Annotated in this window: 21 protein-coding genes; 9 read left to right on the forward strand and 12 right to left on the reverse strand. The window is 71.8% G+C overall.

What is annotated here, in order from left to right; translation table 11 throughout:
- Positions 1 to 64 precede the first annotated feature (64 nt).
- From LG391_RS11200 to LG391_RS11210, 3 genes are read right to left on the reverse strand one after another with little or no spacing between them, the layout of a single operon-like run.
- Positions 65 to 2119, reverse strand: coding sequence for a YdgA family protein (locus tag LG391_RS11200; RefSeq protein ID WP_225768094.1), 2055 nt, complete (start codon positions 2117 to 2119; stop codon positions 65 to 67).
- A gap of 23 nt (positions 2120 to 2142) precedes the next feature.
- Entirely contained in the window at positions 2143 to 3681 is a 1539-nt protein-coding gene (locus tag LG391_RS11205) for a DUF2125 domain-containing protein (RefSeq protein WP_225768095.1), read from the reverse strand.
- Positions 3682 to 3716: 35 nt separating this feature from the next.
- Positions 3717 to 5219: a hypothetical protein gene (locus LG391_RS11210; protein ID WP_225768096.1), complete on the reverse strand. Its 1503-nt coding sequence runs from the start codon at positions 5217 to 5219 to the stop codon at positions 3717 to 3719.
- Positions 5220 to 5340: 121 nt separating this feature from the next.
- On the opposite strand from LG391_RS11210, the gene LG391_RS11215 reads away from it, so the two are divergent.
- The 6 genes from LG391_RS11215 to LG391_RS11240 all read left to right on the forward strand — a co-directional run bounded on the left by LG391_RS11215 (position 5341) and on the right by LG391_RS11240 (position 10750).
- Positions 5341 to 7833 (forward strand): helicase-related protein, encoded by a 2493-nt coding sequence (locus tag LG391_RS11215; protein WP_225768097.1) that lies wholly within the window; start codon positions 5341 to 5343, stop codon positions 7831 to 7833.
- On the forward strand, positions 7826 to 8206 hold the full coding sequence (locus LG391_RS11220; protein ID WP_225768098.1) for an RNA-binding S4 domain-containing protein: 381 nt from the start codon (positions 7826 to 7828) through the stop codon (positions 8204 to 8206). The genes LG391_RS11215 and LG391_RS11220 overlap by 8 nt, the downstream gene beginning before the upstream one ends.
- A gap of 12 nt (positions 8207 to 8218) precedes the next feature.
- A complete protein-coding gene (locus LG391_RS11225; protein ID WP_225768099.1) occupies positions 8219 to 8692 on the forward strand; it encodes a TerB family tellurite resistance protein in 474 nt (157 codons plus the stop codon).
- 7 nt (positions 8693 to 8699) lie between these two features.
- A complete protein-coding gene (fdxA, locus tag LG391_RS11230; RefSeq protein ID WP_225768100.1) occupies positions 8700 to 9041 on the forward strand; it encodes a ferredoxin FdxA in 342 nt (113 codons plus the stop codon).
- A gap of 275 nt (positions 9042 to 9316) precedes the next feature.
- Positions 9317 to 9817, forward strand: a complete 501-nt coding sequence (locus LG391_RS11235) for a CarD family transcriptional regulator (RefSeq protein ID WP_138887935.1) — start codon at positions 9317 to 9319, stop codon at positions 9815 to 9817.
- A gap of 186 nt (positions 9818 to 10003) precedes the next feature.
- On the forward strand, positions 10004 to 10750 hold the full coding sequence (locus LG391_RS11240; RefSeq protein WP_225768101.1) for a hypothetical protein: 747 nt from the start codon (positions 10004 to 10006) through the stop codon (positions 10748 to 10750).
- On the opposite strand, the gene LG391_RS11245 is transcribed toward LG391_RS11240, so the two are convergent.
- The 5 genes from LG391_RS11245 to LG391_RS11265 all read right to left on the reverse strand — a co-directional run bounded on the left by LG391_RS11245 (position 10751) and on the right by LG391_RS11265 (position 13963).
- Positions 10751 to 11899, reverse strand: coding sequence for an adenylate/guanylate cyclase domain-containing protein (locus LG391_RS11245; protein ID WP_225768102.1), 1149 nt, complete (start codon positions 11897 to 11899; stop codon positions 10751 to 10753).
- Between the two features lie 30 nt (positions 11900 to 11929).
- A complete protein-coding gene (locus LG391_RS11250) occupies positions 11930 to 12544 on the reverse strand; it encodes a phospholipid-binding protein MlaC (protein ID WP_225768103.1) in 615 nt (204 codons plus the stop codon).
- Between the two features lie 135 nt (positions 12545 to 12679).
- Positions 12680 to 13126, reverse strand: a complete 447-nt coding sequence (locus tag LG391_RS11255; protein ID WP_225768104.1) for a hypothetical protein — start codon at positions 13124 to 13126, stop codon at positions 12680 to 12682.
- 7 nt (positions 13127 to 13133) lie between these two features.
- Positions 13134 to 13445: a YqjD family protein gene (locus LG391_RS11260; protein WP_225768105.1), complete on the reverse strand. Its 312-nt coding sequence runs from the start codon at positions 13443 to 13445 to the stop codon at positions 13134 to 13136.
- 158 nt (positions 13446 to 13603) lie between these two features.
- Positions 13604 to 13963 carry a hypothetical protein gene (locus LG391_RS11265; protein ID WP_308013042.1) on the reverse strand — a complete coding sequence of 120 codons (360 nt, stop codon included), beginning with the start codon at positions 13961 to 13963 and terminating at the stop codon, positions 13604 to 13606.
- A 170-nt stretch (positions 13964 to 14133) separates the two neighbouring features.
- Between LG391_RS11265 and LG391_RS11270 the strand changes: the two genes are divergently transcribed.
- Both LG391_RS11270 and LG391_RS11275 read left to right on the forward strand, forming a co-directional pair.
- Positions 14134 to 15813 (forward strand): sensor histidine kinase, encoded by a 1680-nt coding sequence (locus LG391_RS11270; RefSeq protein WP_225768106.1) that lies wholly within the window; start codon positions 14134 to 14136, stop codon positions 15811 to 15813.
- Positions 15813 to 16307, forward strand: coding sequence for a tetratricopeptide repeat protein (locus tag LG391_RS11275; RefSeq protein WP_225768107.1), 495 nt, complete (start codon positions 15813 to 15815; stop codon positions 16305 to 16307). Before LG391_RS11270 ends, LG391_RS11275 begins: the two co-directional genes overlap by 1 nt.
- Here LG391_RS11275 and LG391_RS11280 read toward each other — a convergent pair.
- The 3 genes from LG391_RS11280 to LG391_RS11290 all read right to left on the reverse strand — a co-directional run bounded on the left by LG391_RS11280 (position 16304) and on the right by LG391_RS11290 (position 19991).
- Positions 16304 to 17341 carry a histone deacetylase family protein gene (locus tag LG391_RS11280; RefSeq protein WP_225768108.1) on the reverse strand — a complete coding sequence of 346 codons (1038 nt, stop codon included), beginning with the start codon at positions 17339 to 17341 and terminating at the stop codon, positions 16304 to 16306. The two genes, LG391_RS11275 and LG391_RS11280, sit on opposite strands and share 4 nt — an antisense overlap.
- A gap of 70 nt (positions 17342 to 17411) precedes the next feature.
- Positions 17412 to 19292, reverse strand: coding sequence for a potassium/proton antiporter (locus LG391_RS11285; protein WP_225768109.1), 1881 nt, complete (start codon positions 19290 to 19292; stop codon positions 17412 to 17414).
- 108 nt (positions 19293 to 19400) lie between these two features.
- Positions 19401 to 19991 carry a TetR/AcrR family transcriptional regulator gene (locus tag LG391_RS11290; protein ID WP_225768110.1) on the reverse strand — a complete coding sequence of 197 codons (591 nt, stop codon included), beginning with the start codon at positions 19989 to 19991 and terminating at the stop codon, positions 19401 to 19403.
- 102 nt (positions 19992 to 20093) lie between these two features.
- On the opposite strand from LG391_RS11290, the gene LG391_RS11295 reads away from it, so the two are divergent.
- On the forward strand, positions 20094 to 20936 hold the full coding sequence (locus LG391_RS11295; protein ID WP_225768111.1) for a nuclear transport factor 2 family protein: 843 nt from the start codon (positions 20094 to 20096) through the stop codon (positions 20934 to 20936).
- Here LG391_RS11295 and LG391_RS11300 read toward each other — a convergent pair whose 3' ends face one another.
- Complete coding sequence (locus LG391_RS11300; protein WP_225768112.1) at positions 20937 to 22124, reverse strand: M20 family metallopeptidase; 1188 nt, start codon at positions 22122 to 22124, stop codon at positions 20937 to 20939.
- Positions 22125 to 22244: the final 120 nt, after the last annotated feature.

The following is a 22244-nucleotide window of genomic DNA, read 5'->3' on the forward strand; positions in this document are numbered from 1 at the left end:
GGATATGGTCAAAGCCGCGCCGGGCCGCAACCCCTGCCTGGGCAGCTCTCGCCTGCGTCGATGGTCACTTCGGCATCACTGCGGCGAGGTCGGTGCCGTTGACCAGCATGCGGCCCGCGGGGTCGACCACGAGGTCGTAGTCGCGCGCCGGCCTGCCCTCGGCGGTCTTGGCCTCGTGCCCCAGCATCTGGAAGATGGTGATGCCGGCGGCGGCGTCCGCGCCGTCGGGCTGGGTCTGCAGGAACTTGACGAAATCGTCGAGCCCGGCGACCTGCAGCTTCGCCCGGGCCGTCACGCCGAAGGCCGCCCGCGGATCCACCGTGCCGCCGCCGCCGAGGTCGATCGCCCCCTTGGGGGCGGTGATGCGGAAGCTGTCGATCGACAGGCGGGCGTCGGATTGCAGCAGCCGGTCGACGATCCGCTGCATCGCCTCGTCGAAGGCCTGGTCGCCGTCCGGCAGCGCAGGGTCGCCGTCGTGCCGCTGGTCGGCCTGGATGGCCGCCTCGACGCCCTCCCAGAACAGCGCCTGGACCGAGCGGCTGGGGATGTCCTTCAGCGCGATGTCGATCCTGGCCTGGCGCGGCACCCAGTCGCCGAAGGGCAGGCCGGGATCGAGCGTCAGATCGTCCAGCGCCAGGCGCAGCCCGTAGCCGGCCTGGTCGCCGTCGAGCCCGGCATAGGTCTCGCCATAGCCAACCGCGCCGATCGCGAGATTCACGTCAGGCGTCCGCAGCCGCAGGTCGCTCAGGCCGATCTCGGCCCCGTATTGCGACAGCGCGGCGACCGTCGTCCGGACCCGGGCCAGCACGGGGGACAGATCCTCGGCCGGCGGGGCGTCGTCGCCATGCTTGGCCAGCAGCGACTCGAACCCGCCGATCACCGCGATCAGGCCGGCGACGTCGAGGCCCTGGGCCGACAGCGCATACCGGGCCTTGCCGAGGTCGAACCGCGCCTCCGACGGGGTGCCGCCCGGCGGCGGCTCCTCGGTCAGGGTGAAGGACACCTTGTCGACATCGAGGGTCAGCGCCGCCCCGGCGGTCGGCCCGCCGGCTGTGGGGGTCAGCGCGCCCGACAGCCCGACCCGGTCGATCGACAGGCTGCCCGGCTTCGCCTTGGTCGGCGCGTCCGCGACCTTCAGGCCGCGCAGCTCCAGGGCCACGTCACCACCCAGGCCGCGACCCGGGGCGGCGCGGTCCAGCCCGCGATAGCCGCCGCCGACGGTCAGCGACTCGAAGCCGACCGTGGTGTCGTCGCCGCCGCCCTGCAGATCCGTCAGCTCCAGCTGGGTCTGCGACGCGCTGCCGACCAGCTCCAGCACCTGCCGCATCAGCACGTCCAGCTTGCGCTCGACATTCGGCGGCGGCGGCGCCTGGGGGTCGCGCCGGGCGGCGTCGAGGGCGAAGGCGATCACCCGCCACGTCCGGTCGCGCAGCGCCGCGGCGTCGACATCCTCCAGCCGCCCGGCATAGCGCAGCCGGCCCAGCGTGACGCCGTCGCCGGCCGCGGGATCGCCGGCGGACAGGCCTTCCGCCTCCAGCTGCAGGGCGATGTCTTGGTGGGTCGAGCCGGGCCGCGGCGTGGTGGCGCTGGTCAGGCTCAGCCGATGAACGGCGAGCTGCGTCTTGTCGCCTTCGGTCACCGTCACGCCCTCGGACTCGTCGGTCGAGGCGGTCAGCAGAGACGCGGCGAGGTCGACGGTCAGCTCGGCATGGCGGGTTCGGCTGGTGATCGTGACCGGCGGCTCGCCCCCGCCCGGGCGGATCTCGCAGCGGAGCGGCGTCTCGCCTTTCAGCCGATAGGCCTGCCCGTTCCCGGCCGTGGCGGTGTAGCGGTCGCCGTCGCAGCGAATCCGCACCACCCGTTTGCGGCCGTCGGCGTCGTCGCGCAGGGCCAGCGCCAGGGCGGGACCGGTGACGCGGTACTCCGCCCCGGCCGGCTCGACCGTCCAGCTTCCCTCGAAGATCGGCTCGCCCAGCCCGGCCGTCGCCAGGGTCGGCGTCAGGATGCCGGTCAGGCCCTTCTGCAGGGCGGCGGCGCCTTCCGCCGTCGCCTGGGCAAAGGCCGGGCCGGCGGCCAGGACGAGGACGGCGCCGAGCAGGGCCGGAGCGAGACGGTGCATGGGGTTCTCCGGATCGGCGGCGGCTACTGCTTGGGCGCCAGCGCGGCCAGGTCGGTGCCGTTGACCAGGATCTTGCCGGCGTCGTCGACGACGATGTCGTAGTCCCGCGCCGATCGGCCGTCATCGGTCTTGGCCTCGCGCCCCATCACCTGCGCCATGGTCAGCCCGGCCGCCGCCTCGGCCCCGTCGGGCAGCCCCTGGATGAACTTGATCAGCCCGTCGAGATTGGTGATGCGGAGATCGAGATCGGCGGTCACGCCATGCGCGGCCGCATCCTTGCCCTGCACCGAGCCGCCGAGATCGACCGCCGCCTCGGGGGCGGTGATGCGGAAGCTGGTGATGTCGAGCCGGCTGCCGGCCCGGCGCAGGATACCGCCGATCTCCATCATGGCCTGCGCGATCTGCTGCTGCGCCTCCTCCGGCTTCTCGAGCTGGATCGCCGAGGCCTCCATGACCTTCATATAGGCGGTTCCGACCTCCGTCCACGGGATGCCGCTGGCGTTCAGGCGGATCGTTCCGTCGGTCGGGATCCATTGGGCGAAAGGCGGCTTCGGCGCCAGCGCCAGACCGGCCATCTCGACCTCGATCAAGCCGGTTCCCGTCGGGGCGGTCGCACCGTCATAGCCTTCGCCGATGCGCAGCCGGTCCATCGTCACCTGCACATCCGGCGCCTTCACCCGCAGGTCGGTCACCGTCGCCGCAAGCTGTCCGCCGGTGCCGTAGGCGGCCGTCATGCGCTTGATCGGCTCCATCAGCTTCTTCGTCAGCTCGGCCTGTGCCGCGAGAGTCTGCTGCGGATCCGCCGGTGCCGGCCCGGACGGGATGACCGTGTCGATCATCTCGGCATAGACGTCTAGCACCTCGCCGGTGGCGGCGATGGCCTGCCGCACATCCGCGCCGTCCACGGTCGCGTCGTAGACGACATGACCGAGGGCGAAGCGCTCCACTCCCTTTTCGTCGAGGGCGCTGATGCCGCTGGCCTCGATCTTGAAGGCGATGTCGTGCTTGGCCGGGTCGGAAGCCGGCTGGATCCGGCTGGTGCCGGACAGGGTGTCGATCGTGACCTTGACGGGCTCGCCCTCCTGGACGAGGGCGGTGGCCTGGGCCCGCCATTCGCCCTCGGTGAACAGCTTCTGGTCGAGATCGACCACGAAATGCGCCTGCAGGGCCCGGCTGCTCAGCGTGACCCGGGGCTCGCCCTCCGGCTCGGCGACGCAGGTCAGCGGCTGGTCGCTCTCCAGCCGCCAGGTCGCGCCGCCGGTCGGGGATGCGCGGTAGGTCTGGGCGTCACAGTGCACGGCCACCGATTTCGGGCCCTTCTCCCCGCCCTTCAGCGTCAGGTCGATGCCCGGGAACACCACGGTGGTGCCGGAGCCGGCCGGCTCGACCGTGACCGGCCCCGTGAACAGCGGCTGCTGCTGCACCTGGATGCCCAGGATCGGCTTCAGCATCTCGTTCAGCCCGTCGCGCAGCGCGGCGGCGTCCGGCGCCGCCTGGGCCAGGGCGCTGCCGGCGAGCCAGAGCGGGGCCGTGCCCAGCAGGAGTGAGATCGCCCGTGTCATGTTCGCCTCCCCAATGCGACGTCGCGGCCGGTGCGTCAGCGCATGCCGAGCAGCGGCTTGAGATCGGTTCCGTTCAGCAGGATGTCGCCGTTCTCGCCGATCACGAGCTTGTAGGTGCGGGCCGGCTTGCCGTCGACCTCCTCCTGGGCGCCCATGGTCTGCAGCACGGTCAGCCCCTGCACCATCTCCTGCCCGTCCGGCATGGCCTTGGCGGCCTCCAGCGCCTGCTCCATCCCGGTCACCACCAGCCGGGCGTCGCCGGTCATCATCAGCGGCGCCTTGGGATTCGGCCGCAGCGTGCCGGTCAGGTCGATGCTGGTCAGGGGCGACGACGCCTTGAACGACCGGATCTCGAGCGCGCCGTTGCTGTTCAGCACCGCCTGCTGCAGCTGCGCGGTCGCGATCTCCGCCGCCTGGTCGGGACCCAGCGTGGCCGAGCTGTCGAGCATTCCGGTCAGCGCCTGCAGCAGCGTGTGGTTCGGCAGGTTGGTCAGCGCCAGCTCGACGGTCGCTGTGTGCGGCACGAACTGGCCGAACTCCGGCAGTGGGTCGATGCCGAGCTGGGCGAGGTCGAAGGTGATGCGGAAGGTCGAGGCGCCCTTGGCCAGGCCGGCGATGCCGACGCCGAAGCCGCCGGACGCGAGCGTCACCTTGTTGACGTCGCCGGTCCCGGGGGTGACCTCCAGCCCGTTCAGCCCGTAGGTGAAGCCGAAATCGTCGAACAGCTTCGGGCTTGCCCCGAACACGCGGCCGAGCTCGGCCAGGAACTCCTTCGGCATCTCGCCGTCGGCCTGCGGCGGGTAGCGCTTCTGCCGGTCGGTCAGCTTGTCGCTGGAGGCGCGCCGCGCCGCCATGTCCGCCGCCGCCGCCTTGCCCTCGACCGTGGCGCCGTCGAGGCGGAAGAGCTGGGCGCCGGTCTCGTCGAGGAAGGAGATGCCCGACAGCGCGATGGTGCCGCTGCTGTCATAGGTGTCCTGGCCGACCGCCTTGCTGTCGCCGGTCAGCGCGATCTGGTCGATCTTGAACGCGCCCTTTGCCTCGGCCGGGTTCAGCGAATGGGCGGTGATCTGCCCCAGCTTGCCGTCCAGCGACATGAAGGCGTGGTATTGCGGGGCGAAGACGCCGCGCAGCGCCTGCGTCCCGATCGTCACCTCGACGCCCTTGTCGTCGCCCTTGGCCGGGACGACCCGGTAGGTCGAGGGGATGGTCGCGACCGTGTCCAGCCAGCCGTTCTCCAGCGGCGTCAGCACCAGCTCGACCGGGTCGAGGGCGAGGCGGGAGGGGTTGCCCTCGTCCGCGAACACGACCTCCGACCGCGGGATCACCGCCTTGTAGGACTTGCCCTGCGGCTCGACCGTGATCGGGCCCTGGAAGTTGAACACCACCGACTTGTCGGGGGTGGCCAGATGGGTGGCGATCCAGTCCTTGAGGCCGAGCCGGATCCTGTCGGCGCCCTCCGCCGTCGCCTGCGCCTGGGCGGCGGCCGGCAGGAGAAGCCAGGCGGCGACGCCGGCGGCGAACAGCGAAAGGGCACGCATCTCAATTCTCCGTCGAGTCGGGTGAGCCCCCGACCAATATCGTCCGCGACCAATGGGCCGCCCGCGCAGTCCGCGGGGCGGCAGTCTTGCATTAGCACCCGCCAGCGTTCAATTGTCGGGTATGGACCTCGCAGGTGAACGCACGCGCCTCACGGCCGTGCTCGGCCCGACCAACACCGGAAAGACCCATCTCGCCATCGAACGGATGCTCGGCCATGCGAGCGGCATGATCGGCTTCCCGCTCCGGCTGCTCGCCCGCGAGAACTACGACCGGATCGTGGCGATCAAGGGACGGGCGCATGTCGCTTTGGTGACGGGCGAGGAGAAGATCGTCCCGCCCGGCGCCCGCTGGTTCCTGTGCACGGTCGAGAGCATGCCGCTCGACCGCCCGGTCGCCTTCCTCGGCATCGACGAGATCCAGCTCTGCGCCGATCCGGAGCGCGGCCACGTCTTCACCGACCGGCTGCTGCACGCCCGCGGCGGGGCCGAGACCATGGTGATGGGGGCGGAGACGATCCGCCCGCTGATCCGCAAGCTGGTGCCGGAGGCGGAGTTCGTGACCCGGCCCCGCTTCTCGGAGCTGACCCACACCGGCAAGCGCAAGCTGACCCGGCTGCCGCCGCGCAGCGCCATCGTCGTGTTCTCGGCCAACGACGTCTACGAGATCGCCGAGCTGATGCGCCGCACCCGCGGCGGCACCGCGGTGGTGCTGGGCGCCCTGTCGCCGCGCACCCGCAACGCCCAGGTCGGCCTGTACCAGTCGGGCGAGGTCGACTACCTGGTGGCGACCGACGCCATCGGCATGGGGCTGAACATGGACATCGACCATGTCGCCTTCGCCCGGCTGACCAAGTTCGACGGCCGCTTCCCGCGCCGCCTGCGCGCCACCGAGATCGCCCAGATCGCCGGCCGCGCCGGGCGGCACATGGCCAACGGCACCTTCGGCACCACCGACGAGGCCGGGACGCTGGACGAGGAGCTGGTCGAGCGGGTGGAGAACCACCGCTTCGACCCGCTGCAGACGGTGATGTGGCGCAACGGCGACCTGGATTTCCGCAGCCCCTTGGGCCTGCTGCGCAGCCTGGAGCGGCGGCCGGATCGGCCGGAGCTGCGGCGCATGGCCGAAGCCGACGACCAGCTGTCGCTGGGCCTCCTGATGCGCGACGAGGAGCTGGTCGGCCGCGCCCGCAACCCGGCGGCGGTGCGCCTGCTGTGGGAGGTGTGCCAGATCCCGGATTTCCGCAAGGTGCTGTCCGACGCCCATATCCGCATGCAGGGCCAGATCTTCCGCCAGCTCACCACCGGCCTGGCCGGGCGGCTGGACACCGACTGGGTGGCCGAGCAGGTGGAGAAGCTGGACCGGACCGAGGGCGACATCGACGCGCTGGTCGCCCGCATCGCCCATGTCCGGACCTGGACCTACATCGCCCACCGCGGCGCCTGGATCGCCGATTCGGGGCACTGGCAGGAGCGCACCCGCGCGGTCGAGGACCGGCTGTCGGACGCGCTGCACGAGCGGCTGACCCAGCGCTTCGTCGACCGCCGCACCGCGCTGCTGGTGCGCACGATGAAGGCGGGCGGCGAGCTCTTGGCCGCGGTCAACGCCCGCGGCGAGGTGCTGGTCGAGGGCGAGCATGTCGGCAGCATCGAGGGCTTCGCCTTCTATCCCGACCCCACCATCGAGGACGACGACCTGAAGGCGATCCGCAGCGCCGCCCGGCGGGCGCTGAAGGACGAGGTCGCCGGCCGCGTCGGCAAGCTGGAGGCGGCGCCGGACGAGGATCTGGCCCTGGCCGCCGACGGCGTCATCTCCTGGCGCGGCGTCGGCATCGGCCGGATCGCCGCCGGCTCGTCGCCGCTGGCCCCCGCCGCGAGGGTGCGCGACACCGACCTGTTGGACGGGGCCGGCCGCGACCGGGTGGCGGCGCGGCTGACCCGCTTCCTGGCCGACCATGTGGCGCGCGAGCTGCAGCCGCTGCTGCGATTGCGCGAGACGGCGCTGAGCGGCGCCGCCCGCGGCATCGCCTTCCAGCTGGTCGAAGGGCTGGGGCTGCGGCCGCGGCGCGCGCTGGACGGGTTGATCCACGCCCTGACCGCGGCCGATCGCAGGCAGCTGTCCGGCTTCGGCGTCCGATTCGGGCCGAGCCATGTCTATCTGGCGCCGATGCTGAAGCCGCGGCCGACGAGCTTGCGCGTGCTGCTGGGCGCCGTCGCCGCCGGGCGGCCGCTGCCGGCCGTTCTGCCCGCCCCGGCCCGGATCTCGGTGCCGTCGGAGGAGGGGCAGGACCCCGCGGCGCTGGACCTGGCCGGCTTCGTCCTCTGCGGCCCGCGGCGGATCCGCCTGGACCGGATCGACGCGCTGCGCGACGCCGCCGAGTCGCGGCGCCGGCAGGGCGGGCTGACCGCCGATCCGGCGCTGGCGCCGATCGTCGGCTGCACCGTTGCCGAAATCCCGGCTATCCTGCAGGCGGCCGGGTATCGGCCGACCCAGGACGAAGAGGGACGCGTGACCTATGTTCCGGTAAGGGCGAAGCGGCCGCAGGCGCCGCGGGCGGCCGCCAGCGCCGACAGCCCCTTCGCCAAGCTGGCCCAGCTCCGCCGCACCAATGGCTGAGCGGGGGGCTGAGCGCGAGGAGACCGAGCGGCCGCGACTCGACAAGTGGCTGTGGCAGGCGCGCTTCTTCAAGACCCGCAGCCTGGCCGCCAAGGTTTGTGCCGCCGGCGGCATCCGCATCGACGGCGTCCCGACCCAGAAGGCGCATGCGGCAATCCGCCCCGGCCAGGTGCTGACCTTCGTCCAGGGCCGGCACATCCGGGTGATCGAGGTGGTGTCGCTGGCCGAGCGCCGCGGCCCGGCCAGCGAGGCGCAGACCCTCTACCGCGACCTGCAGCCGCCGACGCCCGAGGCGGCGCTGCCCCCGTCCGGCGGCCCCCGGCCGACCGGCCGCGACCGCCGGTCCCTTCCGCCGAAGGGCGGCAGCGACTAAATCTGCTGCGCCATGCTGAACCATATTCTCGACTGGGCCCGCGGCGATGCCCGGCCGGTCCCGCAGGACGGCACGCTGCGCCGCGCCGTCGCCGCGCTGCTGACCGAAGCCGCCAGGGTCGACGATTCGCTGGACGAGCCGGAGCGCGAGCGCATCCAGGCCCTCCTGGCCTGGCGCTTCCGGCTGGGCCCCTTCGAGGCGGCGCAGCTCGGCACCGATGCCGAACGGGCCAGCGACGGCGCTGTCTCCTGGCATGCTTTGACCCACGCCATCCGCGAGCATTGCGACGAGCCCGCGCGCATCCGCATTGTGGAAATGCTGTGGGATGTCATCCTCGCGGATGGTAAAGTCGACGACCTCGAAGCCAATCTGATGCGGCGAGTCGCAGCGCTTCTATTCGTCTCGGATGCGGATAGCGGCGCTGCCCGCCGCCGCGTGCTTGCCCGCAACGGCGCCGCGGCGGCCGCCAATGGAGACCCGGAGTAAATCAAGTATGGCCTATGTGGTGGGTGAAGCTTGCATCAAGTGCAAGTACACGGATTGCGTCGAAGTCTGCCCCGTGGATTGCTTCTACGAGGGTGAGAACATGCTGGTCATCCACCCGGACGAATGCATCGACTGCGGCGTTTGTGAGCCGGAGTGCCCGGCCGAGGCGATCAAGCCGGACACCGAGGCCGAGGCCGCGGAAAAATGGGGTGAGCTGAATCGCGAATACTCCGCGATCTGGCCGAACATCACGCGCAAGAAGGACGCCCCTGAGGACGCCGACTCCTGGAAGGAGGTCGCGAACAAATTCGCCGAGCATTTCAGCCCGAATCCGGGCGAAGGCAATTGACGATTCGCCGAGTCCGCCGGCCTGCATTGCAAAAAAAGCGTCATGTCGGGGCGGGCCCGGTCTTCATATCGGGTCCGCAACGTATTATAATCTACATCCATTCCCGGTGCTGACGACCACTTCCGACCCTCCCCATGCGGGCCGGAATCGATTTCTGCGTCTTTGTTTCGGTGCGGAGGTCAAGCGCGGTCAGCGGCGCGGCGAAGCGCGGGGCGGCGGCCGGTTTCGGCCTCCGCCACTGGGTCCGACCACAGAGGGTGACTCCATTGGCAGACATGGCTCAGGAACTTGAGTACGACGTCGGCGACTACGTTGTGTACCCGGCGCATGGCGTCGGCCGCATCGAGGCGCTCGAGACGCACAGCATCAGCGGCATGACCGTGCAGCTGTATGCCATCAGCTTCGAGAAGGAGCGGATGACGCTCAAGGTTCCTGTCGGCAAGGCCAAGAAGTCGGGCCTGCGCAAGCTGTCGTCGAAGGACCGGATCAAGACCGCGCTGGAGACCCTGACCGGGCGCAGCCGCGTGCGCCGCACGATGTGGAGCCGCCGGGCCCAGGAATACGAGGCCAAGATCAACTCCGGCGACCCGGTGTCGATCGCCGAGGTGGTGCGCGACCTGCACCGCGCCACCGACCAGCCGGAGCAGTCCTACAGCGAGCGCCAGATCTACCAGGCGGCGCTGGAGCGCCTGGCGCGCGAGCTGGCCGCGGTCGAGAAGATCGACGAGGTCAAGGCGACCCAGAAGCTGGAGCAGGTGCTGAAGAAGGCGGCCTGAGACCTTCTTCCCACGAAAACAGGCGGCCTTCGGGCCGCCTTTTTCATGACGATGATTAGGGCTGGTTTCACCGGGGCGAGCCGCTAAACTGCGGCGGCAGATGACCAGTTCCTCTCCCCCCGTTCCCGCGTGACCCGCGACAGCGAGAAATTCGCCCGGCTCGGCCGCCCGAGGCGAATCTGGGCCGTGGGCGCCGTGCATGGCGAGGTCGACCGCCTGGCCGTGCTGCACGACCATGTCGCGGCCCGGTTTCAGCCCGGCGACCGGCTGGTCTATCTCGGCAACCTGATCGGCCGGTCCGTCCGGGTGCATGACCTGGTCGACGAGGTGCTGTCGATGCGGCGGGCCCTGATCGCCCGCCCCGGCGTGCTGGCCGAGGACGTCGTCTTCCTGCGTGGGGCGCAGGAGGAGATGTGGCAGAAGATGCTGCAGCTGCAATTCGCGCCGAACCCGCAGGACGTGCTGCGCTGGATGCTGGCGCAGGGCGTCGAGGGGACGCTGCGCGCCTATGGCGGCCGGCCCGAGGAGGGCATGGCCGCGGCGCGCGAGGGCGCCGTCCGGCTGACGCGCTGGACCAACGGCCTGCGCGAATCGATTCGCGCCGCACCCGGCCACAACGCGCTCTATGCCGCGCTGCGCCGGGCCGCCTTCACCGAGGGCGACGGCATCCTCTTCGTCAGCGCCGGGATCGACCCGAGCCGGCCGCTCGCCGCCCAGGGCGATGCCTTCTGGTGGTCCCATGCCGCTTTCGCCGGTCTCGCCGAGCCCTATGCCGGCTTCCAGCGCCTGATCCGCGGCCACGACCCGGCGGGCGGGGGGCTTCGGCTCGAAGGGCTGGCGGTGACGCTCGATTCCGGCTGCGGCCGCGGCGGCCGCCTCGCCGCCGGGCTGTTCGAACCCGACGGCACGCTGGCCGAGATCGTCGAGGCCTGATCAGGCCTCGATCGCGAAGACCGGCTGCGGCTCCGCCAGGCCGCGGATCGGATGCGCCCCCAGCGGCTCCGTGGTTCCCGCCCAGGCCTGCCGGAACGGGTCGGAGCACACGGTCGGCCGGTCGAACTGCTTGGCCAGGCCTTCCAGCCGGCTGGTCAGGTTGACCGCCGGCCCCAGCACGGTGAAGTCCAGCCGGTCAGGGCTGCCGATGTTGCCGTACAGCACCGGCCCGAGATGCAGTGCCGCGGCGAAGGCCACGGGGTCGGGCCCGGTGGCCAGGCCGTCACGGATCGCCCGCACCGCGCCGACCGCGGCGTCGCAGGCGGCCTGCGCGCTCCCGGCCTGCTCGACCGGAAAGATCGCCAGCACGCCGTCGCCGAGGAATTTCAGCACGTCGCCGTCGCGGTCCACGATGGCCTGGGCGACGGTCTCGAAATAGCGGTCCAGCACCGCCAGCACGGCGGCCGAGGTCAGGCGCTCGGACAGGGCGGTGAAGCCGCGCATGTCGACGAACAGGATCGCCGCCTCGACGGCGACGACGTCGCCGCGGCGGATCGCGCCTTCCGCCACCCGGTCGGCCGGGCCGACGCCCAGATAGGTGCGCAGCAGGCTGGCGGCGGAGCGGCGCATCGCGGTCGGCTCCAGCGCCGCCGCCAGCGGATGGCGCAGCCGCTCCAGCAGCGCCGCCTCGTCGTCGCCGAAGCCGCCCGGCCGGTCGGTGACGAAGCTCGCCACCTGCACCGTGTCGTTGCCGTAGACGATCGGCACGGCGACGTAGTCGGTGCCGCCGGCCGCCGCCAGCTCATGGAACACGCCGTGGTCGTCCGGGCCCAGCCCGTCCAGGCGGCGGCGCAGCGGCCGGCGGCTGCGGATCACCGCCTCGAACGGGCTGCCGACGAAGGTGCTGGTCGCCAGCACCTTGCGGTCGATGACGTATTCCTCGCCGCCCTTGGCCGCGGTCCATACCACGCCCCAGGCGCTCAGCAGCGGGTGGGTGATGCTCTGGCCGATCCGCACCCGCTGCAGCGGCACGCCGGCGGCGATCAGGCGGCGGCAGAACGCGTCGACCAGCGCCACCGGGTCGGTCAGCAGCCGGCCCTCGGCGACCAGCCACTCCGCGACGTCCCTGCCGCCGTCCGCCACCGCCATGGCATCATCCCCGGTCAGGGTTCCGGCGGATCAGCCGCCGGCCCGCTGGCGCACCGCCTGCAGCAGCCCGTCGAGGCTGCCGCCGTTCGGGGCGATCACCGAGGCGAACTCGTCGCGCTGGGTCACGCTCATGCTGACCGGGGCGACGAGGACGCCCCCCCCCTTGTAGCCGCCACCGGCCGGGCGCACCCGCCAGTCGACCTGGATCGGCGGCCCGTCCTTCTGCCGGATCTCGGTCGCGACCAGGGTGTCGCTGCCGCCGACCGCGCGGGTGCCCTTCACCACCAGGGTCTCGCCCTGGTAGTTCTGGAACCGCCGGGAATAGGTCTCGACGATCATCCGCTCGAACAGGTCCATATATTCCTGCTGCTGCTGCGGGGTGGCGCTGTTCCAGTAGCGGCCCAGCACGAAGCGGCCGATGGTCGGCAGGTCGAAGCCCTGGTTCAGGATCCGGGTGAACTCGGCCTTGCCCTGCGCCGTCGCGGCGCCGCCGGCCTGGAGGATGCCGATCGCCCGCTTGGCCATGCCGTCGATGAAGTCCGCGGCCCCGTCGGCCTGGGCCGAGGCCGGTCGCGTCAGCCCCGCCAGCAGCAGCGAAGCCGTCGCCATGGCGCCCGCGGTCAGCACCGTCCGTCTGTCGATCATGTCTGGACCTTTGTTGTTCTGGGAATACCGGACCCTGCCGTCTCCCCGCCCTGGGCTGGGGCCCCCAACGACGGCAGGAGGCGGGATTATAGACGAAACGCAGCGGCGGTCATGGGGCAACACGCTGCAGCGGTATCAATCCCGCTTGCGGCCACTCCCCAGCAGTGGCAGGGCCCCGACCGCGATGCCGATCACCAGCGCCGCCAGGGCGGCCTTCGGCGCCGCCTTGGCGGCGGACAGGCCGAGGCCGGCGGCGATGCCGTCCAGCCCGGCTCCGGCGGTCGAGGCGGGGGCGGGGCGGCGGCGCGGGCGGCGGCCGGCGAGAACGCCGATCAGGGCGACGACGGCGGCGAGGCCGAGCACGACCAGCCCGACCACCAGCGCGGCGCCGGCCGGCCCCAGCCTCGGCAGCAGCAGGTAGAAGCCGGACCAGGCCAGCAGGACCAGCGCGATCACCGCCAGGACGAGAGCGACCGCGAACAGCGCGGCCGCGATGCAGGCCCGGCGCAGCGCCTGGCCGAGCCGGAGACGCTGGCGGGCGGCGAGGGCACCCAGCAGGGCGGCGCCGAGGTCCGTCTTCACGCCGGCCTCAGCGGTCCAGCAGCTTGCCGATGACGAGGCCGACGCCGAAGGCGACGAGGACGCTGGTGATGGGGTTCTGCTCGATCCGGTGCTCCAGCGCGGCGATCCCCTCCTCGCCCTGGGCGCGGGCGCTGTCGGCGAGGCGCTGGGCGCGCTCCTTGGCGGCGTGGGCCGCCTCGTTCAGCCGGGCGCCGCCGGCCTTGACCTCGGCCGCGGCGGCGTCGCCCAGGGTGCGGGTCAGCGCCGCGATGTCCTCACGGATCTTGCCGAGATCGGCGCGCAGCGTATCAAGCTCCTGATCCAGGTTCCGCGTGGCCATGTCCGTTCCTCGCTCCGTTGATTGCGCAGGCCCCTGATGGCGTGGGTGGGCGCACCCCGAAAAGCAAACGAGGACAGAGGCGACTCTGTCCCCGATCATATAACCTTAAACGAGGCGCCGGAACCTGCGGCGCCTCGTATCGTCCGTCGGCCCGGAAATCAGCAGCGGCCGCCCAGATTGATGGTCCGGCAGCTCGTCGCCGCGCCACCGACCGCGCCCACGGCGCCGCCGATCAGCGCGCCCGTGGCGGCGTTGCCGCCGGTCAGCGCCGAGATGCCGGCGCCCGCGCCCGCGCCGATCAGGCCGCCGGAGAGGGCCCGGCCGCCCGTATCACGACCGCACGCCGCAAGCGCCAGCGCGGCCGCGAGCACGATCATGGTGGGTTTCAACATCGTCTTCGTCTCCATGCTCAAGCGCCGGTTGCAGCCGGGCACTTCACCGTTGAAAAACGGGCCGTGCGACGGTTTGTTCCCATGGCCGGCGGTGACCACTTTGCGGCCCGGTGATGGCTTTTCCAAGGCTGCTGTCGTAGAACCCGGCCGCAGGCTGTCGGGCCGTCCCGGCGCCGCAGCTGCGGGTTGGAATCGCGCGGGGCTCGCTTCAGGATGGGACCGATGACGTCGGGACAGGATATGCGCTCGAGGATTCCGGCCGACGCCGCCTCCCACCGCCGCCGGCCGCCGTCGCGATGAACCTGTTGTCGCGCCTGTTCCTGCTGGTCGCCCTCGCCGTCGTGCCCGGCATCGCGCTGCAGGGCTACAACGAGTACGCGCTGCGCATCGCCCGCACCAACGAGATCCAGGACGACGCGATCCGCCTGGCCAACGTCGCCGCCGGGGCGCAGTTCCGCATCGTCGACGGGGTCCGCCAGCTGCTCGCGGCCATGGCCCGGGTGCCGGCGATCCGCGAGGGCCAGGGCGGCCGCTGCACCGAGGTGGTGGACGATCTGCGGTCGGAGGTGCCGAGCCTGAACGCCATCGCCGTGGTCGACGCCGAGGGCAACCTCCTGTGCGGTGCCAACCACACCGCCGCGATCTCGACCTCGGTCGGCCATCAGGGCTTCTTCCAGCGCGCGCGGGAGATCCGCGGCTTCGCCGTCGGCGGCTTCGCCACCACCGACGCGGTCGGCGAGAAGGTGCTGCACGTCGCCTATCCGATCTTCGACGGCGACAGCTTCCAGGGCGCCGTGGTGGCGGCGCTCAGCGTCGACGCCATGGCCGCGGCGATCAACATCGACACCGAATCGCGCAACGCGGTGATCATGATCACCGATCGCGCCGGGGTGGTGATGTCGCGCCTGCCCGGGCCGGACGGGCCCTGGGTGGGCAAGCAACTGCCGAACAAGTTCCTCGACCTCCTGGCGTCGCCGCAGGCCGGGTCGGTCAGCAGCGGCGCGATCGACGACACCAGGCGCATCTACGGCTACGTGCCGATGCGGTCGGAGGAGCTGGACCTGTTCGTGCTGGTCGGCATCGACCAGGCGGCGGCCTTCGCCACCATCAACGCCGCGACCCAGCGCGGCATCGCCCTGATCGTCGCTGGCCTCCTGGTCTCGCTCGCCGCCGCCGGCATCGGCGGCCGGCTGTTCCTGCTGCGGCCGATCGACCGGCTCCTGGCCGCCACCCGCGACTGGCAGCGCGGCCGGCTCGACGCCCGCGTCCGGCTGCGCCACGGACGCGATGAATTCGGCCGCCTGGCCACCGCCTTCGACGCCATGGCCGACAAGATCGAGGAGAACCTGAAGCAGAAGGACCTGCTGCTGCGCGAGATCAACCACCGGGTGATGAACAGCTTCCAGCTGCTGTCCAGCCTGTTCGGGCTGCAGGCTCGCCGGGCGCAGACTCCGGAGGCGAAGCACGCCCTGGCCGAGGCGAACGATCGGATCCAGGCGCTGGCCATTGTCCACCGCCGGCTCTACGCCAATGTCTCGGTCGACCGGGTCGAGGTGAAGGACTACCTGACCGGGCTGTGCGAGGACCTGTCGCGGGCCCTCCTGCCGGAGAACGGCGGCATCTCGATCCTGGTCGAGGCGGCGCCGGCCGAGCTGCCGCCGTCGCGGATCGTGCCGATCGGGCTGATCGTCAACGAGCTGGTCACCAATGCGGTGAAATACGCCTTTCCCGACCGCCGCGAGGGGCGGGTGGAGATCCGGTTCCAGCCGCGGGCGGAGGACGGCTGGCGGCTCGAGGTGGCCGACAACGGCGTCGGCCTGCCGGAGGGCAAGATGCCGGCGAACGGCAGCGGCCTCGGCATGATGGTGCTGCAGGCCCAGGTGCGCCAGCTCGACGCCGCCATCGAGATCGACAGCGGGCCTGCCGGAAGCCGCTTCACCATCGACATCCCGGCCCAGCGCGACCCGGAGGCGTGATGAGCGGCGAACTCGGCTGGGAGCAGCGGATGGCGGATCTCTGGGCCGCCTTCGACTCCCTCGACCCGGCCGGTTTCCTGGCCCGGGTCGAGGCCCTGGCTGCCGAACGCCCGCCGGGCGATGCGGCCGCGCTGTTCGAACGCGCTTCGGCGCATGATTCGACCGGCCATGAGGCGCGGGCGGAGGAGCTGTACCGCCAGGCCCTGGCGGCCGGCCTGACCGGCCTGCGCCGCCGCCGTGCCGTGATTCAGCTGGCCAGCACGCTGCGCAACCTGGGCCGGGCGGATGAGGGCGTGGCGCTGCTGGCCGCCGAGCGCGACGCCGGCTCCGACGAGCTCGACGATGCGGTCGCCGCCTTCCTGGCCCTGGCGCTGGCCGACACCGGGCGCGAGCGGGAGGCGGCGGCGCTGGCCCTCGCCGCCCTGGCCCGCCACCTGCCGCGCTACAACCGGTCGCTGGCGAACTACGCCAAGGCCTTGGCCGAACGGCCCTAGCGGGCGGCTCCCTCCAGCGCCTGCAGCAGGTTGGCGACGTTGACGCCCAGCGCGTCGACGGCGTAGCCGCCCTCCATCACCGTCAGGGTCGGCACGCCCAGGCCGCGGCCCAGGATCTCGCCCATGCGGGTGAAGTCGTCGCTGTTCAGCTTGAAGCGCGAGATCGGGTCCTCCTGGAAGGTGTCGGCGCCGAAGGACAGCACCACCGCGTCCGGGCCGTAGTCGCGGATCCGCGCCAGGGCGGCGTCCAGCGCCTCGCGGTAGCGGTCCCAGGTCGTGCCGAACGGCATCGGCAGGTTCAGGGTGTAGCCCTCGCCGGGGCCCTCGCCGCGCTCCTCGGCATAGCCGAGATAGTAGGGGTATTCGACATTCGGGTCGGCGTGCAGCGACACGAACAGCACGTCGTCGCGGCGCCAGAAGATCTCCTGCGTGCCGTTGCCGTGGTGGTAGTCGATGTCCAGCACCGCCACCCGGGCGGCGCCGTTGTCGCGGAACCACTGCGCCGCCACCGCGGCGTTGTTGAAGAAGCAGTAGCCGCAATAGACGTCGGTCGAGGCGTGGTGCCCGGGCGGCCGGCACAGCGAGAACACCGGCCTGCCGTCGGCCGCCACCAGTTTCGCCCCGGTCAGGGCGACGTCGACCGAGCTCAGCGCCGCGCGCCAGGTGCCGGCGGTGATCGGGGTGCCGCAGTCGCTGGCGTAGTAGCCGAGGCGGCCGTCGATCGAGCTGGGCACGACCTGGCGCATGTTGCGCACCGCCCAGTTGGTCGGCAGCGCGTCGATCTCGCCGTGCTCGGCGACCCATTCGTCCCAGGCGGTCTCCAGGAAGCGGATGAAGCCGCGGTCGTGCACCCGGGCGATCGGGTCGGTGCCGAAGCGCTCCGGCGCCCGCACCTCGCCCAGGCCGACGGCCTTGATCCGCGCCAGGATGGTCTCGGCCCGCTCGGGCTTCTCCACCACCGGGATGAAATGGCCGCCGGTCAGCTCCACCTTGCCGTGCTGCAGCCGATGGTCCTCGGAATAGATCGTCAGCATCGCGTCCCCGCTTGGTCCCTGTCGCCGCCGACAGTAGCGGATCGATGGCAGGGCCGGAACCGGCGACGCGCTATTCGGGCCGGCCGGCCGGCGCCGTCTCGTCCGCCGGGGGCGGCTCCGTCACCGGGGCCGCCGGCGGCGACCGCCGGGCGCGGCGCTCGCGCAGCCGGCCGCGGACCCAGGCGGCGATCTCCGACAGGTTCTGGAACACCGGCAGCTTCGGCTGGGCGCCGCGGCTCGGCTCCAGCGCCAGCCCGACCTCGGTCACCTCGTTCTCGTCGTCGACGGCGCGGACGATCAGCTCGACCCCGCCCACCGGCAGCCGGTCGCCGACCTCGACCCGGCCGCCGAAGCCGTCCTGCAGGAAGGCGCCGATCGTCCGGGTCTCGGCCGGGTCGGGCAGGGCGAAGCCGTAGCTCTCCGCCACTTCGGCCAGCGGCGCCTCGGCGTGCAGGGTGAAGTCGCCGAAGAAGTCGCGGTCGTCCTCGGCCAGCCGGGCCGGGGTGGCGAACAGCCGGTCCAGCAGGCGCACCTGCTGCGGCGGGGTGAAGATATAGACCTGGTCGCCGGTCTGCAGCCGGCCGGCATGGTGGATGTCGACCGACTGGCCGTCGCGCACGATCAGCGCCGGCCGGGCCCAGCGCGGGATGCGCTCGCCGCGTGCCACCGGGCTCTGCGCCGCGATGCGGTACACCACCAGCTCGTGGTTGGCGCGGCCCGGCAGCTCCAGCTCCACGCGGTCGACCGGGCCGATCCGCGGCGGCACGATCAGGCCCAGCCACTTGGCCAGCGGCCGGATGGTCCAGCCCTGCAGCAGCAGCGAGACGATCACCACCAGGAAGACGCCGTTGAACATCGTCCGCCCGTCCGGCAGCTGCGCGATCAGCGGCAGGATGGCCAGCAGGATCGACACCGCGCCGCGCAAGCCCACCCAGGCGACGAAGGTGGTCTCGTTGCGCGAGAAGCCGTAGGGCAGCAGGCACAGCCACACCGCGATCGGCCGGGCCACGAAGGTCAGCGCCAGGGCCACGGCCAGTGCCGGCAGGGCCACGGCGGGGAACTGCGACGGCGTGGCCAGCAGGCCGAGGGGCAGGAACATGCCGATCTGCGCCAGCCAGGTCATGCCGCTCTGGAACCGCCGGATCAGGGCGGCGGCCCGCAGCGTGGCGTTGCCGGCGACCAGGCCGGCGACGTAGACGGCGACGAAGCCTGATCCCTCCAGCATGCCGGTGGCGGCGAAGATCAGCAGGGCGAGGCTCAGCACGATCACCGGGTACAGGCCGGGGTCGAGGCTGACCCGGTTGATCACCCGCACGATCAGGAAGCCGCCGGCCAGGCCGAAGACGATGCCGATGCTGGCCTGCAGCGCGAAGGCCGTGGCCAGCGACCAGGTCAGGGTCTCCGCCCCGGTGCCCAGGCGCGCCGCCTCGACCAGCGCCAGCGTCAGGAAGATCGCGATCGGGTCGTTGCTGCCGGATTCGATCTCGAGGGTCGAGCGCATGCGGTCGCGCAGGGTGATGCCGCCGACCCGCAGCAGGAAGAACACCGCGGCCGCGTCGGTCGAGCTGACGATGGCGCCGGTCAGCAGCGATTCGTACCAGCCGAAGCCGAAGGCCTGGCGGGCGGCGACGGCGACCAGGCCGGTGGTGATCAGCACCCCGGCCGTGGCCAGGGTCAGGGCCGGGGCGGCGGCTGCGCGCAGGCTCTGCAGCCGCGTCTCGAAGCCGCTGTCGAACAGGATCAGGGCCAGGGCGACGCTGCCGATGAAATAGGCCGCGGGCGCATCGTCGAAATGGATCCCGCCGATGCCGTCCTCGCCGGCGCCGAGGCCGACCGCGAGGAACACCAGCAGCAGGGGGGCGCCGACCCGGAAGGAGATCAGGCTGGTGAAGACGCTGAGCGCAATGAGTCCCGCCGCGACGAGAATGGCGAGGTTCATCGCCTCGATCATCGGTGCCTGTTCCTCACTCCGGGGGTCGCGGCCGCGGCCGCGCGACTCGCCTCCTGCAATCCACCCGAGAAAGGTGACGGAAATCGGGCCCTTTGGCGAGATCCCTGCTCAATCCAGGACCTTCGCCGCGGCCAGGGCTGCGGCCGTCAGCTCCTCGCGGGACGCGCCGTCGCGGGCCTGCAGCGACAGGCCCTGCATCACCGTGCCGAAGAAGGTGGCGAGGCCGTCGATGTCGGTCCCGGCCGGCAGGTCGCCGTCCTCGACGCCGCGCCGCAGCCGCCGGCGGATCCGCTCGATGGTCTCGCGCCGCAGCCCGGCGAGATGGAGGCGCAGCCCATCGTTCTCCGGCAGGCCGTTGACCAGGCCCAGGATCAGCATGCAGCCGCGGGCCCCGGGCGAGGCCAGGGCGATGCCGGCGCTCGCCGTCAGCATGCCGAGGATCGACTCGCGCGCGGTCGCGCCCGTCTCCAGCGCCTGCATGCTGCCGGCGCCGTCGGTCGCCAGGTACTGGTCGAGCGCCTCCCGGAACAACGCCTCCTTCGAGCCGAAGGCGGCGTAGAAGCTGGGCGGGTTGATGCCCATCGCCGCGGTCAGGTCGACCAGCTGCGCTCCCTCGTAGCCCTTGGCCCAGAACACCTCGATCGCCCGCCGCAACGCCGCGTCGCGGTCGAAGCTGCGCGGCCGGCCCCGCGTCGCCATCGCTGCTCCTTTCTGTAGCTGAACTTACATAATTCCCTTGACCACCGCCGCGCAAGCCGACAGCATTTCTGTAGCTTAAATTATAGAATTCGGAGATCCGCGATGACGACCGGCCCCGACCTGACCGATGCCCGGCTGAAGGTGATCGACGCCTATTTCCGCCGGGCGGACGACCGCGACCCGGCCTGGCTCGACCTGTTTACCGAGGATGTGGAGCTGTTCTTCCCGAAATTCGGCCTGGCCCGCGGCAAGGCGGCGGTGGCCGAATTCGCCGCCCGGCTGGCGGCCGAGCTGGAGAGCCTGCAGCACGACATCCCCGGGCTGCGCAAAATCGTCGCCGGCGACACCGTCGTGGTCGAAGGCAAGGAAGGCGGCGTCACCCGCGCCGGGCTGCGCTGGCCGGACGGGGTGGTGTCGCAGGGCCGGTTCTGCGACGTGTTCGACTTCGACGGCACGCTGATCCGCAGCGTCCACATCTATGTCGACCCGGACTTCACCAGCGCCGACCGCGACCGCATCCGCATCCTGCGCGGCGATGCGGCGGCCGGCGGCACGGCCCGGGGGGCGCTCGAGCGCTACATCGCGGCGATGCGCTCGGACGCGTCGCCGGAGGCGGTGGCCTCGCTGTTCACCGAGGACGCCGACTGGGATATCCCCGGCGCGGTCGACCGCGTGCCCTGGATCGGGCGCCGCAGCGGCCGGGCGGGCGTCGCCGATTTCGTCCGCGCCCTGTGGGAGGGGATCGAGCCGATCCGCTTCGACGTCACCGCCATCGCCGCCGAGGGCGACCGCGCCTTCGCCGCCGGCGCGCTGGAATCGCGGGCGAAGCGCACCGGGCGGATCATGCGCAGCGACTTCACCATCGACGTCGCCGTGCGCGATGGTCTGATCTCCCGCTTCCGGCTGCTCGAGGACAGCTTCGCGGTGGCCGAGGCCGTTGCCTGATCAGGACAACAATTCGACCGCGCTGCGGACCAGGGCGGCGGCGCCCAGGCCGATGCAGCGCTCGTCGGGCTGGTAGTCGGAGTTGTGCAGGTGGTCGTTGCGTTCCGGCTGGCCGGCGCCGACCCGCAGATGGAAGGACGGCACGCGCTCGGAGAAGAAGGCGAAATCCTCGGCGCCGAAGCCGGGCGCGGTCTCGTGCACCACGTCGCCGAACTGCGCCCGCACCGCGGCGACCGACGCCTCCAGCACGCGGTTGTCGTTCATCAGCGGCGGCACGCCCAGCTGGTAGTCGAGGTCGCAGGTCACGCCCTGGGTCAGCTCGATGCCCTGGACGATCCGGCGGATCGCCGCCTCCGCCGCCGTCCGCGCCTCGGGCGACCGGGCGCGCACCGTGCCGCGCAGGGTGCAGCTGTCGGGGATGATGTTGTGGGTGGCGCCGCCGGCGATGCTGCCGACCGTCACCACGGCGCCCTGGGCCGGGTCGATGGTGCGCGACACCACGGTCTGCAGCTGGGTCACCAGATAGGCCGCGGCGACGATCGGGTCGGCCGCGTCCTGCGGCCGTGCCGCATGGCCGGACCGGCCGCGCACGGTGATGTCGAAGGTGTCGGCCGAGGCGGTGCTGGCGCCGCGGAGGTAGCCGAACTGGCCGACCGGCATGGTCGGGCTGTTGTGGAAGGCCAGTGCCATGTCGGCGCCGTCCGCCGCGCCGTCCACGATCATCGCGGCAGCACCGCTCTCCGGCGTTTCCTCGGCCGGCTGGAACACCAAGCGCACCGACCCGCGCAGCCGCGGCGCCAGGTCCTTCAACACGGCGCCGACGCCGATCAGCGTCGCGGTGTGGATGTCGTGGCCGCAGGCGTGCATCTTGCCCGGCACGGTGCTGGCGAAGGGCAGGCCGGTCATCTCCTGGATCGGCAGCGCGTCCATGTCGGCGCGGATCAGCAGGCACGGGCCGGGGGCGCCGCCCTCGATCTCGGCGACGATGCCGGTGCGGCCGATCCCGGTGCGGTAGGGGATGCCGAGCCTGTCGAGCTCCGCCGCCACCACACCGGCGGTGCGCTGCCCCTCGAAGCCGATCTCGGGATGGGCATGGATGTCGCGCCGCACCTCGACCAGCCCGGGGGCGATGGCTTCGACCGCCGCATCGATCGAGGCGCCGATGTCGTTGATGCCGCGCGTGTCCATGGACCGGTGAGCTCCCCTTGGGCCGAAAAGATGGCGTCGTGCCGAGGGCGGCATGGCCGGCCGGCTGACGAGCATCGAGTCATTGCACCCGAAGGGACAGGCGTCCACCCCCGCAATTCG

Source organism: Inquilinus sp. Marseille-Q2685 (assembly GCF_916619195.1).
In the GTDB taxonomy this organism is placed as follows: domain Bacteria; phylum Pseudomonadota; class Alphaproteobacteria; order DSM-16000; family Inquilinaceae; genus Inquilinus.

Coding starts and splice junctions, on each gene's coding strand:
- LG391_RS11200 (WP_225768094.1), bottom strand. CDS start 2,119: ATGCACCGTCTCGCTCCGGCCCTGCTCGGCGCCGTCCTCGTCCTGGCC.
- LG391_RS11205 (WP_225768095.1), bottom strand. CDS start 3,681: ATGACACGGGCGATCTCACTCCTGCTGGGCACGGCCCCGCTCTGGCTC.
- LG391_RS11210 (WP_225768096.1), bottom strand. CDS start 5,219: ATGCGTGCCCTTTCGCTGTTCGCCGCCGGCGTCGCCGCCTGGCTTCTC.
- LG391_RS11215 (WP_225768097.1), top strand. CDS start 5,341: ATGGACCTCGCAGGTGAACGCACGCGCCTCACGGCCGTGCTCGGCCCG.
- LG391_RS11220 (WP_225768098.1), top strand. CDS start 7,826: ATGGCTGAGCGGGGGGCTGAGCGCGAGGAGACCGAGCGGCCGCGACTC.
- LG391_RS11225 (WP_225768099.1), top strand. CDS start 8,219: ATGCTGAACCATATTCTCGACTGGGCCCGCGGCGATGCCCGGCCGGTC.
- fdxA (WP_225768100.1), top strand. CDS start 8,700: ATGGCCTATGTGGTGGGTGAAGCTTGCATCAAGTGCAAGTACACGGAT.
- LG391_RS11235 (WP_138887935.1), top strand. CDS start 9,317: ATGGCTCAGGAACTTGAGTACGACGTCGGCGACTACGTTGTGTACCCG.
- LG391_RS11245 (WP_225768102.1), bottom strand. CDS start 11,899: ATGGCGGTGGCGGACGGCGGCAGGGACGTCGCGGAGTGGCTGGTCGCC.
- LG391_RS11250 (WP_225768103.1), bottom strand. CDS start 12,544: ATGATCGACAGACGGACGGTGCTGACCGCGGGCGCCATGGCGACGGCT.
- LG391_RS11260 (WP_225768105.1), bottom strand. CDS start 13,445: ATGGCCACGCGGAACCTGGATCAGGAGCTTGATACGCTGCGCGCCGAT.
- LG391_RS11270 (WP_225768106.1), top strand. CDS start 14,134: ATGAACCTGTTGTCGCGCCTGTTCCTGCTGGTCGCCCTCGCCGTCGTG.
- LG391_RS11275 (WP_225768107.1), top strand. CDS start 15,813: ATGAGCGGCGAACTCGGCTGGGAGCAGCGGATGGCGGATCTCTGGGCC.
- LG391_RS11280 (WP_225768108.1), bottom strand. CDS start 17,341: ATGCTGACGATCTATTCCGAGGACCATCGGCTGCAGCACGGCAAGGTG.
- LG391_RS11285 (WP_225768109.1), bottom strand. CDS start 19,292: ATGATCGAGGCGATGAACCTCGCCATTCTCGTCGCGGCGGGACTCATT.
- LG391_RS11290 (WP_225768110.1), bottom strand. CDS start 19,991: ATGGCGACGCGGGGCCGGCCGCGCAGCTTCGACCGCGACGCGGCGTTG.
- LG391_RS11295 (WP_225768111.1), top strand. CDS start 20,094: ATGACGACCGGCCCCGACCTGACCGATGCCCGGCTGAAGGTGATCGAC.
- LG391_RS11300 (WP_225768112.1), bottom strand. CDS start 22,124: ATGGACACGCGCGGCATCAACGACATCGGCGCCTCGATCGATGCGGCG.